This is a genomic window from Actinosynnema sp. NPDC023794, from assembly GCF_040639675.1.
GTDB classification, from domain to species: Bacteria; Actinomycetota; Actinomycetes; order Mycobacteriales; family Pseudonocardiaceae; genus Actinosynnema; species Actinosynnema luteola.
In genome coordinates, this window is the sequence record NZ_JBFAFR010000004.1 from 23,058 (window position 1) to 42,250 (window position 19,193).

Genomic DNA, 19,193 nt, shown 5'->3' on the forward strand with positions numbered 1-19,193 from the left:
GTCAGGCGGTGATCCGGGTGAGGTGCGCGAGGCTGCGCGCGGTGTCCCGCACCGGGGTGTCGAGCGGGCTGTCGTCGCCGAGCGCGGTGTCCTGCTCCAGGACGTACCAGCCGGTGTAGCCGGCGTCCCGGAGGAACGCCACCAGGGCCGCCACGTCCACGTCGCCGTCGCCCAGCGGCACGTACATCCGCTGCTGGACGGCGGCCGTGTAGCCGACGTGCCCGTCGCGGACGGTGGCCGCGATGTCGGCCCGCACGTCCTTGAGGTGCACGTGCCCGATCCGCCGGGGGTGGCGGCGGGCGAGGTCGACCGGGTCCGTGCCGCCGATGAGGAGGTGGCCGGTGTCCAGGCAGAGGTCGAGGTCGGAGTCGGTGAGGAACCGTTCGACCTCGGCGGCGCGTTCGACGTGGGTGCCGACGTGCGGGTGCAGCGCGGTGCGCAGGCCGTGGTCGGTGGCGCGGTCGCGGATGAGCGCGGCGGTGTCGACCAGGGTGCGCCACTCGGCGTCGGTGAGCGCGGGGCGTTCGTCGTAGCCGTCGAGGCCGGTCGCGGCGGCCAGCACGAGGACTTCCGCGCCGGCGGCGGCCAGCAGCGCGGCCACGCGGTCGGCTTCGTCCGCTGTGGACTGCTCGCCGGTGTGGAGCGGGACGGCGAGGAAGCCGCCGACCAGCGCGAGGCCGTGGTCGTCCAACAGGGACTTCAGGGCCGGCGGTTCGGCGGGCAGGTAGTCGGGCGGGCCGAGTTCGGTGGCTCGCAGGCCCAGCGACGCCATCTCCGCGAGCACGGTGCCGGCGTCGAGGACCTTGCCCCACCCGGGCACTTCGGAGACACCCCACGAGATCGGCGCACCCGCGATCTTCACGCGACCACCTCCGTGTTCGGTTGCCCCGCCTCCGCCTCGACGCGGACGGGGGCGCCCGATCGCCGCGACCGCTCGCACGCCTCGGCGAGCCGGAGGCTGATCAAACTTTCCCGCGCGGGTGACGGGTTCTCCACCGCGCCCGCCACGACCTGCGTGAACACGGCCATCTCGGCCAGGTAGGCGCGGTGGAAGCGTTCGGCGAAGCCGGGGTAGGCGTCGCCCGCCGCCTTGGGGCCGTCGGGCTCCAACGACGTCAGCGGCGTGCGCGGGTCGAGGCCGACGGCCAGCGAGTCACGGCTGCCCAGCACCTCGATGCGGTGGTCGTACCCGAGCGGGTCGTGCCGCCCGCCGGCCAGCACGGCGTGCGCGCCGCCCGCGAACTTCAGCAGCACCACCGCGTTGTCCACGTCGTCGGCCTCCGCGAACGCCTGGTCCACCAGGACGGACCCGGACGCGTACACCTCCACCACCGGCTCGCCGACCAGCCACGGCACCGCGTCCAGGTCGTGGATCAGCAGGTCGCGGAAGATGCCGCCGGACTGCGGCAGGTAGGAGAAGTCGGGCGGCTGGGCGTCGTTGCCGAGCGCGCGGACCAGGTAGACGTCGCCGACGTCGCCCACGCGGACGCGCCGGTGCAGTTCGGACACCGCCGGGTCGAACCGGCGCTGGAAACCGACCAGCACCTCCACCCCGGACGCCTCGACGTCGTCCACCAACGCGCGCATCTCGTCCAGGTGGCTCGCGATCGGCTTCTCGCACAGCGTCGGCACGCCCGCCGCGATCGCGGCGCGCAGCAACGCGGGGTGCGTGGTGGTGGGCGTGGCCAGCAGGACGCCGTCACTGGCGGTGAGCAGGGCGTCGAGGTCGTCCACGCTCCGGCTGCCGGGCAGGAGGGCCGACGCCCGGGCCGCGCGGCCGGGCACCGGGTCGAACAGGAGCACTTCGTCGACCTCGTCGAGGGTGGCCAGGTTGGTGGCGTGCATGGTGCCTATCCGACCCGCGCCGGCAACTCCGATGCGCATCGCGCTGGTCTCCGTCCTGGTAGAGGCGATCTCCGGTTAGAGCGCTCTATTTGTTGGAGCGCTCTAAGGCTGTAGCGTCCGTCACACGGGTGTCAAGGGCGCGTTTCCCGCTCGTGGCGTCCGCCGCCGCGTCCAGGAGGGAGGCACCGTTGGCCAGACCCACGATGGACGACGTCGCGGCGCGCGCCGGGGTGTCCCGCGCACTGGTGTCGCTGGTGATGCGGGGGTCACCGAAAGTGAGCGACCAGCGGCGGGCGGCCGTGCTCAAGGCGGCCGAGGAGCTCGGGTACTCACCGCACGCGATGGCGCGCTCGCTGGCCAGCCGCACCTCGCACGTGCTCGGCGTGATGGTGTCCGACCTGCACAACGCGTTCTTCGCGGAGGTCGTGGACGGGCTGGACGCGGTGGCGGCCGAGCACGGCTTCGACCTGATCCTCAACACCGGTGGGCGCAGTCCGGCGCGGGAGCGGCGGGCGTTGCGGAGCCTGCTGTCGTTCCGGCCGGCGGGGCTGGCCCTGCTGTCGCCCGTGGTGCCGGCGGCGGACATCGGCCGCGCGGCGGAGCAGGCGCCGGTGGTGCTGGTGGCGCGGTCGTCCCGACTGGCCACTGTGGACACCGTGAACGACGACGGCGAGCGCGGCATCGCGTTGGCCGTGGACCACCTGGTGTCTTTGGGGCACAAGCGGATCGCGCACCTCGACGGCGGCGAGGGCTCACAGGCGGCGACCCGCCGGCGCGGCTACCTGACCGCGATGGCGGCGCACGGGCTGCCGCCCCGGGTGGTGAGCAGCGAGTACACCGACGTGGGCGGCGCGCGTGCGGTGCAGGGGTTGTCGGGCGCCCTGCCCACCGCGATCGTCTCGTGCAACGACTTCAACGCCGTCGGCGCGATCTCGGCGTTGGAGGAGGCCGGGTTCCGCGTGCCGCAGGACGTCTCGGTGGTCGGGTACGACAACACCTCGCTGGCCGCCCTGCGGCACCTCTCGCTGACCACGGTCGACCAGCCGCGCAACGAGTTCGGCCGGCTCGCCGCCGAGGCCCTGCTGCAACGGGTGCGGGGCGAACGGGTCGAGCCCGTGCGCCACCTGCTGCGCCCGTCGCTGGTCGTCCGCTCGACGACCGCGCCGCCGGTCAGGCCAGCTTGAGCCCCACGACGCCGAGGACGATCAGGGCCAGGCACGCCAGCCGCAGCGGTGACGCGCTCTCGCCGGCGGCGATGCCCACCAGGACCACGCCGACGGCGCCGAGCCCGACCCACACCGCGTAGGCCGTGCCGACGGGCAGGTCGCGCATGGCGATCGCGAGCATCACGAAGCTCGTCACCGCCGCCGCGATCCCGATCGCGGTGGGCCGCGGACGGGTGAAGCCGTCCGACCGGCCCAACGCCGTGGCCCACACGACCTCCAGCGACGCCGCGCCGAGCAGCAGCAACCAGGCCACGGCTACGCCACCGCGCCCGCGTCCACGACGAACGCCGCACCGGTGATGTTGCGCCCGCCGTCACCGACGAGGTGCGCGACCATCGCGGCCACGTCCTCCGGGTCGCAGTACCGGCCGAGGGCGGTGTAGCGGCGCTCCTCGTCGGCGTCCGGGCCGTCGGCCGGGTTCATCTCGGTGTCGGTCGAGCCGGGGTGGACGAGGTTGACCGTGATGCCGCGCGGGCCGAGGTCGCGGGCCAGGCCCTTGGTCAGCCCGACCAGCGCCGACTTGCTCATCGCGTAGAGCGCCCAGCCCGGGTACGGCACCCGCTCGGCCAGGCTGCTGCCGATGCCGACGATCCGACCGCCCGCCCTCATGTGCGGCACGGCGGCCTGGGCCAGCACGAACGCCGCCCGCGCGTGGATCGCCAGGATCCGGTCGACGGCGTCCGCGGTGACGTCCTCGAACGGGCCGCAGGCGGCGATGCCCGCGTTGTTCACCAGGACGTCCAGGCCGCCGAACGTGGCCGCCGCACGTGCGACGGCGTCACGCAGGGCGTCGACGTCGGTCGCCTCGGCCCGCACCGCGAGCGCCCGCACGCCCAGGGCCGTCATCTCCTCGACCACCTCACGGGCGCGGTCGCCGGACCGCGCGTAGGTGATCGCCACGTTCGCGCCTTCACGTGCCAGCCGCCTGGCGATCGCCGCCCCGATGCCGCGACTGCCACCGGTGACGAGCGCGGACCTGCCTTCGAGCTGCTTCATCGGTACCCCCAACCTAACCGGAACTGATTCCGGTTCAGCTTAAGCGGAATCAGTTCCGGTTGTCGAGGTCGTTAAGCTGCCGACGTGACGCGCGAGCGGGCCGACGCCGCCAAGAACCGGGCGAAGATCCTGGCCGCCGCCGCCGACATCGTGGCCGAACGGGGCATCGGGGGCCTGGCCATGGCCGAGGTCGCCGCCGCGTCCGGCGTGGGCGTGGGCACGCTCTACCGCCGCTTCGGCGACCGCTCCGGACTGGCCCACGCGTTGATCGACGCCTCGGAACGCGAGTTCCAGGCCGCGTTCCTCACCGGCCCGCCCCCGGTCGGCCCCGGCGCACCGCCCGCGGACCGCGTCCGCGCCTTCCTGCACGCGCTGGTCGACCGCACGCTCGCCCAGCTGGACCTGCTGCTGATGGCCGAGACCACCGGCCCGTTCGCCCGCTTCGGCGGCGCCTACGACGCGCACCACCGCCACCTGACCGTGCTGATCGCCCGGGCCCGCCCGGACGTGGACGCCGCGTTCACCGCGGACGCCCTCCTCGCCCCGCTGGCCGCGAACCTGATCTCCCACCGGGGCGTCGGGGCGGCCGAGATCAAATCCGGCCTCGACGACCTGTTGGACGGCCTGCTCACCGGCTAGGGACGAGGGTCGGCTTCAGCGGTGGTGATCCGGCGACCGGCCGGGCTCCTGGCACGGAGCCCGGCCGGCGGGTCGGGTCAGGCGTCCACCTTCGGCCGTTCCGGCTCCGGTGACGTCTCGGTCGGCGGGGTCGGCTTGCGGAACAGGCGGTGGATGAGGGGCCAGAGCAGCAAGACCACCACGATGCCGTAGACGACCAGGGCGAACGGGGTGTTGACCAGGCCCGTCAAGGAGCCGTCCGACAGTTGCAGCGCACGCCGCATCTGCTGTTCGGCGGCCGGGCCGAGGATCACGCCGATGATCGCCGGCAGCACGGGCAGGCCGTAGCGCCGCATCACGAAACCCAGCACGCCGATCACGAACATCACCAGCAGGTCGAACACGTCGGCGTTCACCGCGTACGCGCCGACACCGGCGAAGAACAGGATCCCCGCGTACAGGTACGGCCGGGGGATGTTCAGCAGCTTCGCCCACACCGGGGCCAGCGGCAGGTTGAGCACCAGCAGCAGGCACAGGCCGATGAACAGCGACGCGATCAGGCCCCAGACCAGCGCGGACTCCCGCTCGAACAGCAGCGGCCCCGGCTGGATGCCGTACTGCTGGAACGCCGCCAGCATCACCGCGGCCACCGCCGTGGTCGGCAGGCCCAGCGTCAGCATCGACACCAGCGTGCCCGCGGCCGACGCGCTGGCCGTCGCCTCCGGACCGGCGACGCCCTCGATCGCGCCCTTGCCGAACTCGTCGCGGTGCTTGGACAGCCGCTTCTCCGCCACGTACGACAGGAACGTCGGGATCTCCGCGCCGCCGGCCGGGATCGCGCCGAAGGGGAACCCGATCACCGGACCCCGCAGCCACGGCTTCCACGACCGCCGCCAGTCCTCCCGACCCAGGAACGCGCGGCCGACCGGTACCGGACGGGCGGGCTTGCGCCGCAGGTGGGCGGCCACCCACAACGACTCGCCGACCGCGAACAGGGCCACCGCGACCACCACCACGTCGATGCCGTCGGCCAGGTGCAGCGAGCCGAACGTGAGCCGCTGCTGGCCCGTCATCTCGTCCAGCCCCACCAAGCCGATGGTGAGCCCGATGAGCAGGGACGCGAAACCGCGCACGCGGGACGCGCCGAGCACGGACGTGACCGCGATGAACGCCAGCACCATGATCGCGAAGAAGTCCGGCGCGCCGATGTCCACGGCGAACTTCGCCACCGTCGGCGCGAGCAGGACGAGCAGGACCGTGCCGATGAGACCGCCGACGAAGTGCCCGATGGCGGCTGCCGCAAGCGCTTGCGAACCGCGCCCCTTGCGCGCCATGGGGTTGCCGTCGATCGCCGCGACCACCGCGGCGCTCTCACCCGGCGTGTTCAGCAGGATGGACGTGGTCGAGCCGCCGAACATGCCGCCGTAGTAGATGCCGGCGAACATGATGAAGGCGCCGGTCGGCTCCAGGCCGTAGGTGACGGGCAGCAGCAGCGCCACCGCCATCGCCGGCCCGATGCCCGGCAGCACGCCGATCGCCGTGCCCAGCAGCACGCCCAACGCCGCCAACGCCAGGTGCGTCGGCGTCAACGCGGTCGCGAAGCCCTCGAGGAGGTTGGTGAACGAGTCCACGTCAGAACATCCCCATCAGCGGTCCGCCGGGCAGCGGCACGCCCAGGAAGTTGTTGAACAGCACGAACGTCGCCACCGACAGCCCGGCGGCGAGCAACGGGTCGCGCACGAAGGCGCGGCTGCCCAGCGCGTAGGCCGCGCCCCAGAACAGGATCGCCCCGGAGATCGGGAAGCCGACCACCCCGATCAACGCCGCGTTGGCCAGGAACGCGCCGCACAGCAGCAGCACGGTCCGCCAGTCGGCCGGCGCGGAGAGGTCGACGTCCTCGCCGCCCTCCGCCTCGCCGCGCCCGCCGCGCAGCACGTCCCGCGCGAGCAGCGCGGCGACCACGATCAGCCCGACGCCGACCACCACCGGCACCGCCTTCGGCCCCACCGGGCCGCGCTGCGCGAAGTCGGTGTGGATCCGGATCGCGTCGACCAGGACCAGCACGCCCAACCCGACCAGCACCGCGGACACGCCCAGCTCCGACCGCTCCCGCAGCCACGCCCGGCTCAGGGGCTTGTTCACCGCCTTGTGCACGCCCAACCCTCCACTCATGCCAACCCCAGGTCCTTGAGCACGGTCGCCACCCGGTCGTTCTCCTCGCGCAGGAACGCGCCGAACTCGTCCCCCGGCGCGAACGCGTCCGTCCACCCGTTGCGCGCCAACGCCTCCCGCCACTGCGGCGTGCCGTGCAGGTCGGTGAACAGGTCCACCAGCCGGGCCCGGTCGGCGTCGGTGATGCCCGGCGGCGCGACCACGCCGCGCCAGTTGTTGAACTCGACGTCCACACCGGACTCGCGCAACGTCGGCGCGTCCACGCCGGGCAGCCGCGCGCCGCTGGTCACCGCCAGCACCCGGATCTGCCCGGCCTCGATCTGGTCGCGGTACTCGCCGACGCCGGACACGCCGAACGCGACCTTCCCGCCCAGCACCGAGGCCAGCAGCTCGCCGCCGCCGTCGTACGGGATGTAGTTGACCCGCCGCGGGTCGAGGCCGACGGCCTTGGCGATCAGCATCGGCGCCAGGTGGTCGGGCCCGCCGGGCGACGAGCCGCCGCCGACCGTGACCGCGCCCGGGTCCGCCCGCCACGCCCCGACCAGCTCGTCCAGCGTCCGGTACGGCGAGTCCGCGCCGACCACCACGATGTCCGGCTCCTCGATGAGCTTCGCGATCGGCGTGGTGTCCAGCAGCGACGACGGCGCCTTGTTCGTGTAGACGCTGCCGACCACGCCCAGGCCCATGGACATCACGAGCTTGCCGTTGCCGCGCTCGCTGACCGTGCGGCCGAGCCCGACCGTGCCGCCCGCGCCGGGCAGGTTGAACACCTCGGTGTTGCGGATCAGCTCCGCGTCCTCCATCGCCTTCGCCGCGGTGCGCGCCGTGACGTCGTAACCGCCGCCCGGCGCGTTCGGCACCAGCACGCGCAGGCTGCGCAACGACGCCGCGGTGTCCGCGCCGGACGTCAGCAGGGGCGGCACGAGGACGACGACCGCCAACGCGCCGGCGACCGCGACCCAGTTCCTGATCCGCACTGTGATCCCCACCTCTCTTCCGCGTGGTTGGACATGTTGCACTCGTGTAAACAGGGAAGTCCCGCTTGCGCGCCTAAGGGTTCTTTTGTTCTTTGTGGTCATCGGGAGGTGCTGATTGGCCGAGAAGATCGGGCGCGGATCGCTGGCCCGTCAGCTGCTCGTGTGGCAACTGGTAGTGGTCGTGGCGCTGCTGTGCGCGGTGGGAGTGCTGTCGGTCGTCCAAGCGGGGAACAACTTCCGCACGACCGAGGGACGCCGGATGCTGTCCGTGGCCGAGGACGTCGCCGCGACGGCGGGTGTGCGGGCGTCGTTGGCCGACCCGCTGCGGCACTACGCGCTGGCGCCGTTCGCGGAGAGCGCCCGCAGCCTGTCCGGCGCCAGCTACGTGATCATCACCGACCCCGGCCGCAAGGTCCTGACCTCGCCGGACCCGAGCCAGGTCGGCGAGCCGCTCGAGGTCGGCGACAGCACGGCGGCGAGCGGCCGGTCGTGGGTGGGCGAGCTGGGCGGCGCGACCGTGGCGCACGTGCCGGTGATCGGCGACGACGGCGCGGTGATCGGGCTGGTCGCGGCCGGGCGGCAGGCGCCGGGCTTCTGGGACGGTGTGCTGGACTCGCCCGACAACGCGCTGCGGCTGCTCGGGGTGGCGCTGGTCATCGGCGTCACGGGGTCGCTGCTGCTCGCGCGGCGGGTGAAGAACCAGACGCTGGGCCTGGAGCCGCACGAGATCACCGCGCTGGTCGAGTACCGGGAGGCACTGCTGCACGGCATCAAGGAGGGCGTCGTCGCGCTCGACCCGCAGCACCGGATCACGCTGGTCAACGACCACGCGCGCGACCTGCTGGCGCTGCCGCCGGACGCGGTCGGCCGGTCGGTGTCCGCGCTCGACCTGGACGAACGGCTGCGCGACGTGCTCACCGGCCGGGCGACCGGCGTGGACCAGCTCGCGCTCACCGGCGGCCGGGTGCTCACGCTCAACTACATGCCGCTCGACGTGCACGGCGCCGTGGTCACCCTGCGGGACCGGACCGAGCTGACCACGTTGCGCGACGAGCTGGACGCGAACCGGCACGCCACCGACACGCTGCGCGCGCAGGCGCACGAGTTCAGCAACCGCCTGCACACCATCGCGGGCCTGGTCGAGCTCGGCGAGTACGACGAGGTGCGCGGGTTCATCAGCCGCATCACCACCGCGCACGGCGCCTGGCGCGCGGAGGTCGGCTCGAAGGTCGCCGACCCGGCCGTGGCGGCGCTGCTGATCGCCAAGTCCAGCCTCGCCGCCGAACGCGGCATCGGCCTGCGGATGGCGCCGGACAGCTCGCTCGGCGCGGTGGACGAGGCGTTGTCCACGGACCTCGTCACGGTGATCGGGAACCTGGTGGACAACGCGCTGGACGCGCTGTCGGAGCGCGGTTGGATCGAGGTGTCCGTGCGGTCGACGTCCGAGGAGGTCGTCGTGGTGGTGCGCGACTCCGGGCCGGGCGTGGCGGCGGGGCTGGCCGAGGAGGTCTTCCGGCACGGGTTCACCACCAAGGCCGCCGAGCAGGGCAGGCGCGGGCTCGGACTGGCGTTGACCCGGCAGACGTGCCTGCGGCGCGGCGGGTCCGTCCGGGTGCACAACGAGGACGGCGCGGTGTTCACCGCACGGCTGCCCGTGGAGGTGCCGGTGTGATCAGGGTCCTGGTGGTGGACGACGACTTCATGGTCGCCAAGGTCCACAGTGGATACGTGGCGCGGACGCCCGGGTTCGAGGTCGTCGGCGTGGCGCACAACGGCGCGGACGCGCTGCGGCTGGTGCGGGAGCTGCGGCCGGACCTGGTGCTGCTGGACGTGTACCTGCCCGACGTCGACGGGTTGGCCGTGCTGCGGGAGCTGCGCGGGGTGGCCGACGACGTGGACGTCATCGTGATCACGGCGGCCACGGACGTGGAGACGGTGCGCGGCGCCATGCGCGGCGGCGTGCTGCACTACCTGATCAAGCCGTTCGAGTACGCGGCGCTGCGCGACCAGCTCGCCCACTTCGCCGCGCTCGACCGGCGGCTCGACCAGCTCGCGTCGGCCGGGCAGGCGGACGTGGACCAGGTGTTCGGCGCGCGGCCGAGCACCGCGCCCGTGCTGCCGAAGGGGCTGACCGCGCAGACCGCCGCGCTGGTGGAACGCGTGCTGCGGGACCGCCCGGTGACGGCCAGCGAGTGCGCGGACGCCACCGAGCTGGCCAGGGTGTCCGCGCGGCGGTACCTGGAGCACTTCGTGAGCACCGGCAAGGCCGAGGTGCGGCTGAAGTACGGCGGCACCGGGCGGCCGGAACGCCTCTACGTCTGGCTGGGCTGACGCGGGTCAGCCGGGCTTGCGCACGATCAGGTAACCCTGCCGCGTCTTCTCCCACTTCGGGTCGGCCGGCTCCCGCTCCAGCCGGGTGTGCGGCTCGAACCCGGCCTCGGCGAGCTGGCCGAGCACCCGGTCGGGGTCGAGGCGGAACACGTCCAGCAGGATGTCGTGCCCGTAGCCCTGCTCGTACCGCCGGACCTCGTCGCCGATCTGGAACGCCAGCACCAGCAGGCCGCCGGGCGCGAGCACGCGGTGGAACTCGGCGAACACCGCCGGGTGCCGCTCCCACGGCACGTGGATCACCGAGTACCAGGCCAGCGCGCCGCCCAGCGAGCCGTCCGGCAGGTCGAGGTCCAGCATCGAACCCACCTCGAACCGCACGTCCGGGTGGTCGCGGCGGGCGACCTCGACCATCCCGGGCGACAGGTCGATGCCGAACACGTCCACGCCGAGCCGCTTGAGGTAACCGGAGATCCGGCCTGGACCGCAGCCGACGTCCGCGACCCGGCCCCGCACCAGCTCGGCGAACAGCCCGAGCACCGCCCGGTCCGCCGGGATCTCCGCGAGCAGGTCGCGCGCGAGGTCGGCGTAGCTGTGGGCGACGGTGTCGTAGGCGGTGCGCGCCATGGTGAGGAACTCGGGCTCGGTCACGCCCCGGGACCTTAGTCCCAGCCACCGCCGCGGCGACCCTGTTTCGTCTGGGCGCGGCGCTTCTTCTCCGCGATGCGGCGTTCCTTCGAGCCCTTGGTCGGCTTGGTCGCACGGCGCACCGGCGGTGGCGCGGCGGCGGCGTCGCGCAGGAGGCGGGCGAGCCGCTCGCGGGCCGCCTGGCGGTTCTGCAACTGCGCCCGGTGTTCGCTCGCGGTCACCGTGAGCACGCCGTCCACCAGGCGTTTCTCGAGGCGGCCGAGCATCCTCGCGCGCAACCACCCCGGCACGGACGGCGAGGCAGCCAGGTCGAAGCTCAGCTCGACCCGGCTGTCCGCCGTGTTCACGCCCTGGCCACCGGGGCCCGAGGACCGGGAGAACCGCTCGCTCAACTCGGCCGCCGGTATCACCAGCGTCCGCGTCACGGTCAGGTCCTCGGCCACCGGTACAGGTTAGAAGACCAGCCCCGGCACGGTCGCCAGCTTTACCACCTCTTCGACGGTGAGCGGCTGCGATCCGCCTGACAAGGGGGTGGTGTCGAAGTCGCCGGTGCCGCGGTCCTCGATGCCCTGGGACGACACCTGCATCATCTTGTCGTTCGGCAGTTCCACCGTGACGCGGATCGGCCGGCCCGGGCCGCTCGGGTCCGTCTCCACCTTGACCGCACGACCGTCGCTCGTGGCCCGCTCGACGCAGGTGCGGTCGGGCGACTGGAACGTCGGGAACCCGCAGTCCTCGTACGAGCGGTGCGAGAACATGATGAACGACACGATGCCCGCGCCCCGGCTGGAGGTCACCTCCGTCGTCGACTGGTAGAACGGCCCGGCCCCCCAGAACCCCCAGTAGCCGGCCTCTCCCTCCGGACCTCGCGGCAGGACGCCTTCCGGGATCGCGCCGGAATCGCGCAGGATCCGCGTCAGCTCCGCCGCGTGCTCGTCGGACATGCCCTGGTCCAGGGGGGTCGAGGGAAAACCGGCCGAGGTGCGCGGCACCACCACCTGGGACTCGGACGTGCCCGCCTGCCCCGCGTCCGGACCGCCGCCACCCACTCCGCCGCCGAGGTTCATCATGGTCGGCGCGGCGATCACGACCGCCGCGACGACCGCCGCCGTGCCGACGGACGCGTACCGGGTCGCCACCTTGCGCCTGCCGGCACGCCGGATCGCCGGCTTGTCGACGGCCAGCGGCGGTTCGTCGGCGAACGCCGTGGCCAGGGTCTGCTTGATGTCTGTCATCGCTGCTCCTCCAGGACGTCGTGCCCGAGAAGGTCGCGCAGCGCGGCCAAGCCCTTGGCCGCCTGGCTCTTCACGGTGCCTTCGGTTCGCCCGAGGAGGCGTGCGGTCTCCGTGACGCTCAGGTCCTCCCAGTAGCGGAGCACCACCACCGTCCGCTGGCCCACCGGCAACGACGCCAGCGCGCGGCGCACGTCGAGGTCGGACGGGGCGCCGGCCACCGGTGTGTCCGGCACCGCGTCGACCACCGTCTCCCGCCGCCGGAACGCCCGCCGCGAGTCGTCGATGGCCGCGCGGACCAGCACCTTCCGCGCGTAGGCGTCCGGCGACACGTCCCGGCGCACCCTGGGCCAGGCGACGTACAGCTTGGTCAACGCCGTCTGCACCAGGTCTTCGGCGCGGTGCCAGTCCCCGCACAGCAGGTACGCGGTCCGCCGCATCACCAGCGCACGGGCGTCGACGTACTCGTCGAACTCACGATCGCGATCCACTCGGCCCCTCCTCGGTCGCCGCTTGATACGGATCGGCGACCGCCGGAGGTTGCTGCCGAAAGCCGGTGACGTGACCGGCGCTAGAAACGCGGGTGGTCGCCCACCAGTGCGGCGCCCGGCTCGTCCGAGCGGACCACGTCGCCCAGCACCCACGCGGGCACGTGGCGAGCCGTGAGCACGGCCAGGGAGCGGTCCACGTCCTCGGGCGCGACCACGGCGACCATGCCGACGCCCATGTTGAACGTCTTCTCCATCTCCTCGCGCTCCACCCGGCCGCGCTGGGCGATCAGGGCGAACACGGGCGCGGGCGTCCAGGTGCGGCGGTTGAGCTCGGCGCGCAGGCCCTCGGGCAGCACGCGGGCCAGGTTCGCGGCCAGGCCACCACCCGTGACGTGGGCGAACGTGCGCACCTCGGCCTCGGCGGCCAGCGCGAGGCAGTCCTTGGCGTAGATGCGGGTCGGTTCGAGCATCTCCTCGCCGAGGGTGCGGCCGAACTCCTCGACGTGGCCCTCCAGGGGCATCCGGGCGATGTCCAGCAGCACGTGCCGCGCCAAGGAGTACCCGTTCGAGTGCAGGCCGGACGAGCCCATGGCGATCACCACGTCACCCGCGCGCACCCGGTCCGGGCCGAGCATGGAGGACGCCTCGACCACGCCGACGCCCGTGCCGGAGATGTCGTAGTCGTTCGCGCCCATCAGGCCGGGGTGCTCGGCGGTCTCGCCGCCCAGCAGCGCGCACCCCGCCAGCACGCAGCCCTCGGAGATGCCCTTGACCAGCGCCGCGACCTTGTCCGGGTCGACCCGGCCGATCGCGATGTAGTCCTGCATGAACAGCGGCTCCGCGCCGCACACCACGAGGTCGTCCACGACCATCGCGACCAGGTCGATGCCGACCGTGTCGTGCTTGTCCAACGCCTGCGCGACCGCGATCTTGGTGCCGACGCCGTCGGTCGAGGACGCGAGCACCGGTTCCTTCCAGCGGTCGAGCTTGAGCTGGAACAACCCCGCGAAGCCGCCGATGCCGCCGAGCACCTCGGGACGCTGCGCCTTGGCCGCCCACGGCTTGAGCTTCTCCACCGCCTCGTCGCCGGCTTCGATGCTTACTCCAGCTGCGGCGTAGGTCGCCTTGGCGCTGTCCGTCACGTCTCTGTGCTCCACATTCAGGGCATCCACATTCGGTACATCCGTGTCCAGCCGGGCGAGCGCCCTGCTCCGCCGACTGTCAGGGGCGTTGCAGGGCGTCTTCGGCACCGTACCCGTTCGTCAGGACGGGGGTCGCCGAGCCCGCGACGCCCCGGATCCCCTCGAGCAGGTGCTTGCCGATCAGCGCGTCGTCGGGCAGCGGGATCGGGTAGTCCCCGTCGAAGCACGCCGTGCACAGCCGCGTCTTGGGCTGCTCGCTGGCCGCGATCAGCTCCTCCAGCGACACGTAGCCGAGCGAGTCCGCGCCGACCGAGCGGCGGATGCCGTCGGTGTCCAGGCCGTTGGCGATCAGCTCGGCCCGGGAGGCGAAGTCGATGCCGTAGAAGCACGGCCACTTGACCGGCGGCGACGCGATCCGCACGTGCACCTCGAGCGCGCCCGCCTCGCGCAGCATCCGGACCAGGGCGCGCTGCGTGTTGCCGCGCACGATCGAGTCGTCCACCACGACCAGGCGCTTGCCGCGGATCACGTCCCGCAGCGGGTTCAGCTTCAGCCGGATGCCCAGCTGGCGGATGGTCTGCGACGGCTGGATGAACGTGCGGCCGACGTAGGCGTTCTTGACCAGGCCGGAGCCGTACGGGATGCCGCTGGCCTGCGCGTACCCGATGGCGGCGGGCGTGCCGGACTCGGGCACCGGGATGACCAGGTCGGCCTCCACCGGGTGCTCCGCGGCCAGCCTGCGGCCGATCTCGACGCGGGTGGCGTGCACCGAGCGGCCGGCGATCGTGGTGTCCGGTCGGGCCAGGTAGACGTACTCGAAGATGCAGCCCTTGGGCTCGGGGGTGGCGAACCGGCTGGACCGCAGGCCGTTCTCGTCGATCGCGATCAGCTCGCCCGGCTCGACCTCGCGGACGAACGACGCGCCGACGATGTCCAGCGCCGCCGTCTCGCTGGCGACGACCCAGCCGCGCTCCAGCCTGCCGAGCACCAGCGGGCGCACGCCGTGCGGGTCGCGGGCCGCGTAGAGGGTGGACTCGTCGGAGAACGTGAGGCAGAACGCACCGCGCAGGGTCGGCAGCAGCTGCAGGGCCGCCTGCTCGATGCCGATGTCGGCGGCCTGCGCGGCGAGCAGGCCGCAGATCAGGTCGGAGTCCGTGGTCGCGCCGTGGCTGGTGTCCACGCCGACCTCGCGCGCCTTCACCATCAGCTCGGCGGTGTTGACCAGGTTGCCGTTGTGGCCGAGCGAGAGGCCCGAGCCGGTGGCCGTGGTGCGGAACGTCGGCTGCGCGTTCTCCCACGTGGTGGAGCCGGTGGTGGAGTAGCGGCAGTGGCCGACGGCGACGTGGCCGCGCAGCGCCTGGAGCACCTGCTCGTCGAACACCTGGCTGACCAGGCCGAGGTCCTTGAAGACCACCACCTGGCTGCCGTCGCCGACCGAGATGCCGGCGGCTTCCTGGCCGCGGTGCTGGAGGGCGTAGAGGCCGAAGTAGGTGAGCTTGGCGACCTCTTCGCCGGGTGCCCACACGCCGAACACACCGCATTCCTCGCGGGGTTCGCGCTCTTCCTGGATGTCGGGGTCAATGCGGCCGGTTGCTGAATGGTCGGTGACCACCGGGTTGCTCCCTAACGACGAGGGTGGGCTGCACTATCGAGTGTAAGGCTGATGGGGGGCGTCCCACCCCCCTCAGCCCCCCATCGACGTGACGAAACGCACCCTCACCCGGCCGTCAGTCGAGCTTCAGCGCGAACCAGACCCGCTCGTCGCCGGTGTGCTTGAGCGGCAGGCGGCCCCACAGCCCGTAGTGCACGAGCTGCGCCTCGCCGGTGACCTGGACGTCCGTCTCCTCGCCCGGCCAGGCCGCCCGCACCTCCGGCACGACGCCCGGCGCGAACGTCACCACCCACGCCTCGGGCACGTCGGTGAGCTGCACGAGGGCGGTGCCCTTGGTGGTCGGCGGCACGTCGGTGGCGTACTTGGCGGCGAGCAGGGTGGTGAGCGCCTCGTCGATGCCGTCGACGGCGAAGTCCGCGTCGCCCGTCACCAGCTCGCGCAGGGCCGCCTGGGCGTCCCAGCGGCGGAGGTCGAGCTCGTGCGCGATCCGCCGGTGCCAGACCCACGCCAGGTCCGGCGCGGCGGGCGAGAACGTCCAGGCCGCCCGGTTGCCCGGGACGGCGGGCAGCAGCTCGGCGGCCTTGGCCAGCTGGGCGTCCAGGTACGCCAACGGCTCCACCTCGGCCGGCGGGCGCGGCAGGCGCAGCTGGACCGGGCTGCCGGTGCGGAGGTACTCCAGCGACGTCTCCAGGAACCTGCCGACGTGCAGCGTCAGGTCGGTGAACGTCCAGCCGGGGCAGCTGGGCACCTTGGCGGTGGGGTCGGCCTTCCCGACCGCCGCCCGGAACATCTCCGCCTGCGCGGTGAAGACCTCGGTCCACCGCTGGGTGGTCCAACCTCCAGGCACGTCCAGCCTCCCGCTTGAGTCGATCGGTGCGCGGCCATCGTGCCGCACGGGCCGCGGTCCCGGCGGCGGAAGGCCGACCTTCCCACCTATCGACGCGGGAACCGGGCCGCCGGTGCCCTCCGATCGGGAATGCCTCCGGGTGGGCGAGCGGGCGGACCCGGTCGTCGACCTCGTCGCCGCCCGCCCCGTCACGCCAGGTCGACGACCACCTTCACGTCGTCGGGCTCCCGCTCCAGCGCCTCGGTGAAGCGGTCGAGGGGCACGCGGCGGGTGATCAGGCCGTCCAGCCACGGGCGGCTGGCTCGGGAGAGGGCGTCGGCGGCGGCGAGGTAGTCCGGCAGGCCCGCGTTGACCGTGCCGAGGACCGTCTTGTTGCCCAGCACCATGCCGTCGAACACAGCCGGGTCCAGCGGCACGGGGTCGTGCTCGCCCGAGATGCCCGCCACGACGGTGACCGACGCGCGGCGGGCGCACTCCCAGATCAGGGACGCGACGCCGGTGCACTCGATCGCCACGTCGACCTCGGCGGCGACCCCGGCCAGGTCCCGGTGGTAGGTGGCGCCCAGCGTGGTGACCAGGTCCGGCTTGCGGCCGTCGGTGACGCGGTCGACCACGTGCACCTCCACCCCCTGCTGCACGCCGAGCAACGCCGCCAGCAGGCCGATCGGCCCCGCGCCGGTGATCAGCGCCGACCGGACCGGCAGGTGCGACCGCGCGGCCACCGCCGACACCTGCGCCCACGCCTTGGCCACCACCGACGCGGGCTCCGTCAGCACGCCCGCGTCACCCAGCGTCGGGTCGAGCCGCACGGCGAACTTCGGCGGCACGGTCCAGCGCTGCATGCCGTACCCGTCGAGCTCCTTGATCCCGCGCTCGGTGTACCTGCCGTTGCGGCAGAAGTCCCACGCGTCCACCGCGCACGCCGGGCACGGCTCGGGGTCGGGTCGGCGCACCACCCCGGCCACCAGGTCGCCCGGCGCGAACGCCGGCGTAGGGCTGCTGATCACCCGCCCGAGCGACTCGTGGAACGGCACGATGTGCTCCCGGCCGGGCGGCAACCAGCCGAAACCGTCGCGGACGATCTCCACGTCGGTGCCGCACACGCCCGCCAGCAGTCCCTCGACCAGCAGCTCGCCGTCTGCCGGGACGACCTCGCGGTCCACCACCCGTGACGCCGAAGGCTTGCCGGGGACGACCTCCGCCGCCCTCACGCCGCACCGCTGCGGTGGCGTTCGTCGCGGGTGTGGCCACCGAACAGCACCGCCGCGCTGTTCACCAGCGCCAGGTGGCTGAACGCCTGCGGGAAGTTGCCGAGCATCCGCCCGGTGCCCGCGTCGTACTCCTCCGCCAACAGCCCCACGTCGTTGCACAGGTCCACGAGCCGGTCGTACATCGCCAGCGCCTCCTCGCGTCGCCCGGCCAACGCCAGCGCGTCGACGTACCAGAACGAGCACGCCAGGAAGCTTCCCTCCACACCGACCAATCCGTCCACTTCGGACTCCCCGTGCCCGGTCTCGTACCGGTCGACCAGGTCGCCGTGCTTGAGCACCCGCGAGATCGCGTCCAGGGTGCCGAGCACGCGCGGGTCGTCGCCGGGCAGGAAGCCGACCGCCGGGATCAGCAAGGTGGCCGCGTCCAGCTCGGTGCCGCCGTAGTACTGGGTGAACGCGCCCACCGACGCGTTCCAGCCCTTCGCCAGCACCTCGGCGTGCACGGCCTCGCGCAGCTCCCGCCACCGCTGCACCGGACCGGGCAGGTCGTGCTCCTCCACCGCGCGCACCGCCCGGTCGAACGCCACCCACAGCATCACCCGCGAGTGCGTGAAGTGCCGGTCCGGGCCGCGCACCTCCCACAGCCCCTTGTCCGGCTGCTCCCACACCTTCTCCAGGTGCCGCAGCATGCCGCGCTGCATGGCCCACGAGTCCGCCGTCTCGCCGAGACCCCGTTCCCGGGCCAGGTGCAACGCGTCCATCACCTCGCCGTACACGTCCAGCTGCAACTGCCGGTAGGCCGCGTTCCCGACCCGCACCGGCCGCGCGCCCCGGTAGCCGGGCAGCCAGTCGACCTCCCACTCGACCAGGTGCCGCTCGCCGCCGAGGCCGTACATGATCTGCAGGTCGGCCGGGTCGCCCGCGACGGCGCGCAGCAGCCACCTCCGCCACGCCGCCGCCTCGTCCGTGCAGCCGAAGTTGTCCAGCGCCAGCAACGTGAACGTGGCGTCGCGCAGCCAGCAGTACCGGTAGTCCCAGTTGCGCTCGCCGCCGAAGGTCTCCGGCAGCGACGTGGTCGGCGCGGCCACGATCCCGCCGGTCGGCGCGTACGACAGGCCCTTCAACGTGATCAGCGACCGCCGCACGGCCTCCGCGTGCGGACCGTCGTAGTCGATCCGGGACGACCAGCCCAGCCAGAACGCCTCGGACCGCGCGACCTCCGCCATCGCGTCCACGGGCGCGGGCGGCTCGTCGGGCGAGTAGGCGAACTCCATCACCCACGACAGCCGCTCGCCCGCCGAGATGGTGAACTCCGCCTCGTGCGCGCGTTCGCCGTGCACCCGGTACGGCAGCCGGTCGCCGTAGAGCGCGACCGCGGACGGACCTGCGAGCGCGACGATGCACTCCTGCCCGTCCCGCTCACCGCGGCGCACCCACGGCACCGAGTCGCCGTAGGCGAACCGCAGCACCCACCGCAACGACATCTCGACCTGCCCGGCCACGCCCTCCAGCACGCGCACCACCCGCGTGTCGGCGTCCCAGTCGTCCTGCTCGGGCGGCATGGTGTCGATCAGCCGCACCACGCCGTCCACGGTCTCGAACTCGGTCTCCAGCACCAGGCTGCCGTCCCGGTAGGACCGTCGCACCGACACCACCTCGCCGGTCGGCGCGATCCGCCAGTGCCCGTCGTCCTCGGTGCCGAGCAGTCGGGAGAAGCAGGACGGCGAGTCGAACCGCGGCATGCACAGCCAGTCGATCGACCCGTCCCGTCCCACCAGGGCCGCCGTCCTCAGGTCGGACAGCAGCGCGTAGTCCTCGATCCGTCCAGGTCCTGTGTCGCCCACGCCG

At 73.0% G+C, this 19,193-nt stretch carries 20 protein-coding genes; 4 read left to right on the forward strand and 16 right to left on the reverse strand.

Translation table 11 applies throughout. The features are described from left to right. Position 1: 1 nt before the first annotated feature. On the reverse strand, positions 2 to 862 hold the full coding sequence (locus tag AB0H12_RS11275) for a TIM barrel protein (RefSeq protein WP_499622572.1): 861 nt from the start codon (positions 860 to 862) through the stop codon (positions 2 to 4). Further along, entirely contained in the window at positions 859 to 1,884 is a 1,026-nt protein-coding gene (locus tag AB0H12_RS11280; protein ID WP_499622574.1) for a Gfo/Idh/MocA family protein, read from the reverse strand. Before AB0H12_RS11280 ends, AB0H12_RS11275 begins: the two co-directional genes overlap by 4 nt. 149 nt (positions 1,885 to 2,033) lie before the next feature. On the opposite strand from AB0H12_RS11280, the gene AB0H12_RS11285 reads away from it, so the two are divergent. Next, complete coding sequence (locus AB0H12_RS11285) at positions 2,034 to 3,029, forward strand: LacI family DNA-binding transcriptional regulator (protein ID WP_499622576.1); 996 nt, start codon at positions 2,034 to 2,036, stop codon at positions 3,027 to 3,029. On the opposite strand, the gene AB0H12_RS11290 is transcribed toward AB0H12_RS11285, so the two are convergent. Together AB0H12_RS11290 and AB0H12_RS11295 are read right to left on the reverse strand one after the other, a co-directional pair. Then, positions 3,016 to 3,324: a DMT family transporter gene (locus AB0H12_RS11290; RefSeq protein ID WP_499622578.1), complete on the reverse strand. Its 309-nt coding sequence runs from the start codon at positions 3,322 to 3,324 to the stop codon at positions 3,016 to 3,018. The genes AB0H12_RS11285 and AB0H12_RS11290 overlap by 14 nt on opposite strands. Positions 3,325 to 3,326: 2 nt before the next feature. Further along, positions 3,327 to 4,067 (reverse strand): SDR family NAD(P)-dependent oxidoreductase, encoded by a 741-nt coding sequence (locus AB0H12_RS11295; RefSeq protein ID WP_499622580.1) that lies wholly within the window; start codon positions 4,065 to 4,067, stop codon positions 3,327 to 3,329. 84 nt (positions 4,068 to 4,151) lie between these two features. On the opposite strand from AB0H12_RS11295, the gene AB0H12_RS11300 reads away from it, so the two are divergent. Next, positions 4,152 to 4,706, forward strand: coding sequence for a TetR/AcrR family transcriptional regulator (locus AB0H12_RS11300; RefSeq protein WP_499622582.1), 555 nt, complete (start codon positions 4,152 to 4,154; stop codon positions 4,704 to 4,706). A 77-nt stretch (positions 4,707 to 4,783) separates the two neighbouring features. Here AB0H12_RS11300 and AB0H12_RS11305 read toward each other — a convergent pair whose 3' ends face one another. Genes AB0H12_RS11305 through AB0H12_RS11315 form a run of 3 tightly spaced genes read right to left on the reverse strand, consistent with a single transcriptional unit; the run spans position 4,784 to position 7,846 of the window. Next, complete coding sequence (locus tag AB0H12_RS11305; protein ID WP_499622583.1) at positions 4,784 to 6,316, reverse strand: tripartite tricarboxylate transporter permease; 1,533 nt, start codon at positions 6,314 to 6,316, stop codon at positions 4,784 to 4,786. Position 6,317: 1 nt separating this feature from the next. Beyond that, on the reverse strand, positions 6,318 to 6,857 hold the full coding sequence (locus AB0H12_RS11310; protein WP_499622584.1) for a tripartite tricarboxylate transporter TctB family protein: 540 nt from the start codon (positions 6,855 to 6,857) through the stop codon (positions 6,318 to 6,320). After that, positions 6,854 to 7,846 carry a Bug family tripartite tricarboxylate transporter substrate binding protein gene (locus AB0H12_RS11315; protein ID WP_499622585.1) on the reverse strand — a complete coding sequence of 331 codons (993 nt, stop codon included), beginning with the start codon at positions 7,844 to 7,846 and terminating at the stop codon, positions 6,854 to 6,856. Before AB0H12_RS11315 ends, AB0H12_RS11310 begins: the two co-directional genes overlap by 4 nt. Positions 7,847 to 7,949: 103 nt before the next feature. Here AB0H12_RS11315 and AB0H12_RS11320 point away from each other — a divergent pair, with 103 nt between their 5' ends. Then, positions 7,950 to 9,506 (forward strand): sensor histidine kinase, encoded by a 1,557-nt coding sequence (locus AB0H12_RS11320; protein WP_499622586.1) that lies wholly within the window; start codon positions 7,950 to 7,952, stop codon positions 9,504 to 9,506. Next, entirely contained in the window at positions 9,503 to 10,165 is a 663-nt protein-coding gene (locus AB0H12_RS11325) for a response regulator (RefSeq protein WP_499622587.1), read from the forward strand. Before AB0H12_RS11320 ends, AB0H12_RS11325 begins: the two co-directional genes overlap by 4 nt. A 6-nt stretch (positions 10,166 to 10,171) precedes the next feature. On the opposite strand, the gene AB0H12_RS11330 is transcribed toward AB0H12_RS11325, so the two are convergent. From AB0H12_RS11330 to AB0H12_RS11370, 9 genes are all read right to left on the reverse strand, one after another. Beyond that, complete coding sequence (locus AB0H12_RS11330) at positions 10,172 to 10,789, reverse strand: class I SAM-dependent methyltransferase (RefSeq protein WP_499623157.1); 618 nt, start codon at positions 10,787 to 10,789, stop codon at positions 10,172 to 10,174. 35 nt (positions 10,790 to 10,824) lie between these two features. Beyond that, on the reverse strand, positions 10,825 to 11,253 hold the full coding sequence (gene arfB / locus AB0H12_RS11335) for an alternative ribosome rescue aminoacyl-tRNA hydrolase ArfB (protein WP_230570714.1): 429 nt from the start codon (positions 11,251 to 11,253) through the stop codon (positions 10,825 to 10,827). Between the two features lie 9 nt (positions 11,254 to 11,262). After that, positions 11,263 to 12,045 carry a hypothetical protein gene (locus tag AB0H12_RS11340; protein ID WP_499622588.1) on the reverse strand — a complete coding sequence of 261 codons (783 nt, stop codon included), beginning with the start codon at positions 12,043 to 12,045 and terminating at the stop codon, positions 11,263 to 11,265. Beyond that, the gene (locus AB0H12_RS11345) at positions 12,042 to 12,533 is read right to left on the reverse strand and encodes a SigE family RNA polymerase sigma factor (protein ID WP_230570716.1); all 492 of its coding nucleotides are present in this window, start codon (positions 12,531 to 12,533) and stop codon (positions 12,042 to 12,044) included. The genes AB0H12_RS11340 and AB0H12_RS11345 overlap by 4 nt, the downstream gene beginning before the upstream one ends. Positions 12,534 to 12,613: 80 nt before the next feature. Further along, on the reverse strand, positions 12,614 to 13,675 hold the full coding sequence (gene purM, locus AB0H12_RS11350; protein ID WP_499622589.1) for a phosphoribosylformylglycinamidine cyclo-ligase: 1,062 nt from the start codon (positions 13,673 to 13,675) through the stop codon (positions 12,614 to 12,616). A gap of 79 nt (positions 13,676 to 13,754) precedes the next feature. Beyond that, entirely contained in the window at positions 13,755 to 15,287 is a 1,533-nt protein-coding gene (purF, locus tag AB0H12_RS11355; RefSeq protein WP_230570718.1) for an amidophosphoribosyltransferase, read from the reverse strand. 115 nt (positions 15,288 to 15,402) lie between these two features. Beyond that, entirely contained in the window at positions 15,403 to 16,134 is a 732-nt protein-coding gene (locus AB0H12_RS11360; protein WP_230570719.1) for a maleylpyruvate isomerase N-terminal domain-containing protein, read from the reverse strand. Positions 16,135 to 16,322: 188 nt separating this feature from the next. Beyond that, complete coding sequence (locus AB0H12_RS11365) at positions 16,323 to 17,345, reverse strand: glucose 1-dehydrogenase (protein ID WP_499622591.1); 1,023 nt, start codon at positions 17,343 to 17,345, stop codon at positions 16,323 to 16,325. Then, positions 17,342 to 19,189, reverse strand: coding sequence for a glycoside hydrolase family 15 protein (locus AB0H12_RS11370; protein ID WP_499622592.1), 1,848 nt, complete (start codon positions 19,187 to 19,189; stop codon positions 17,342 to 17,344). The genes AB0H12_RS11365 and AB0H12_RS11370 overlap by 4 nt, the downstream gene beginning before the upstream one ends. Positions 19,190 to 19,193: the final 4 nt, after the last annotated feature.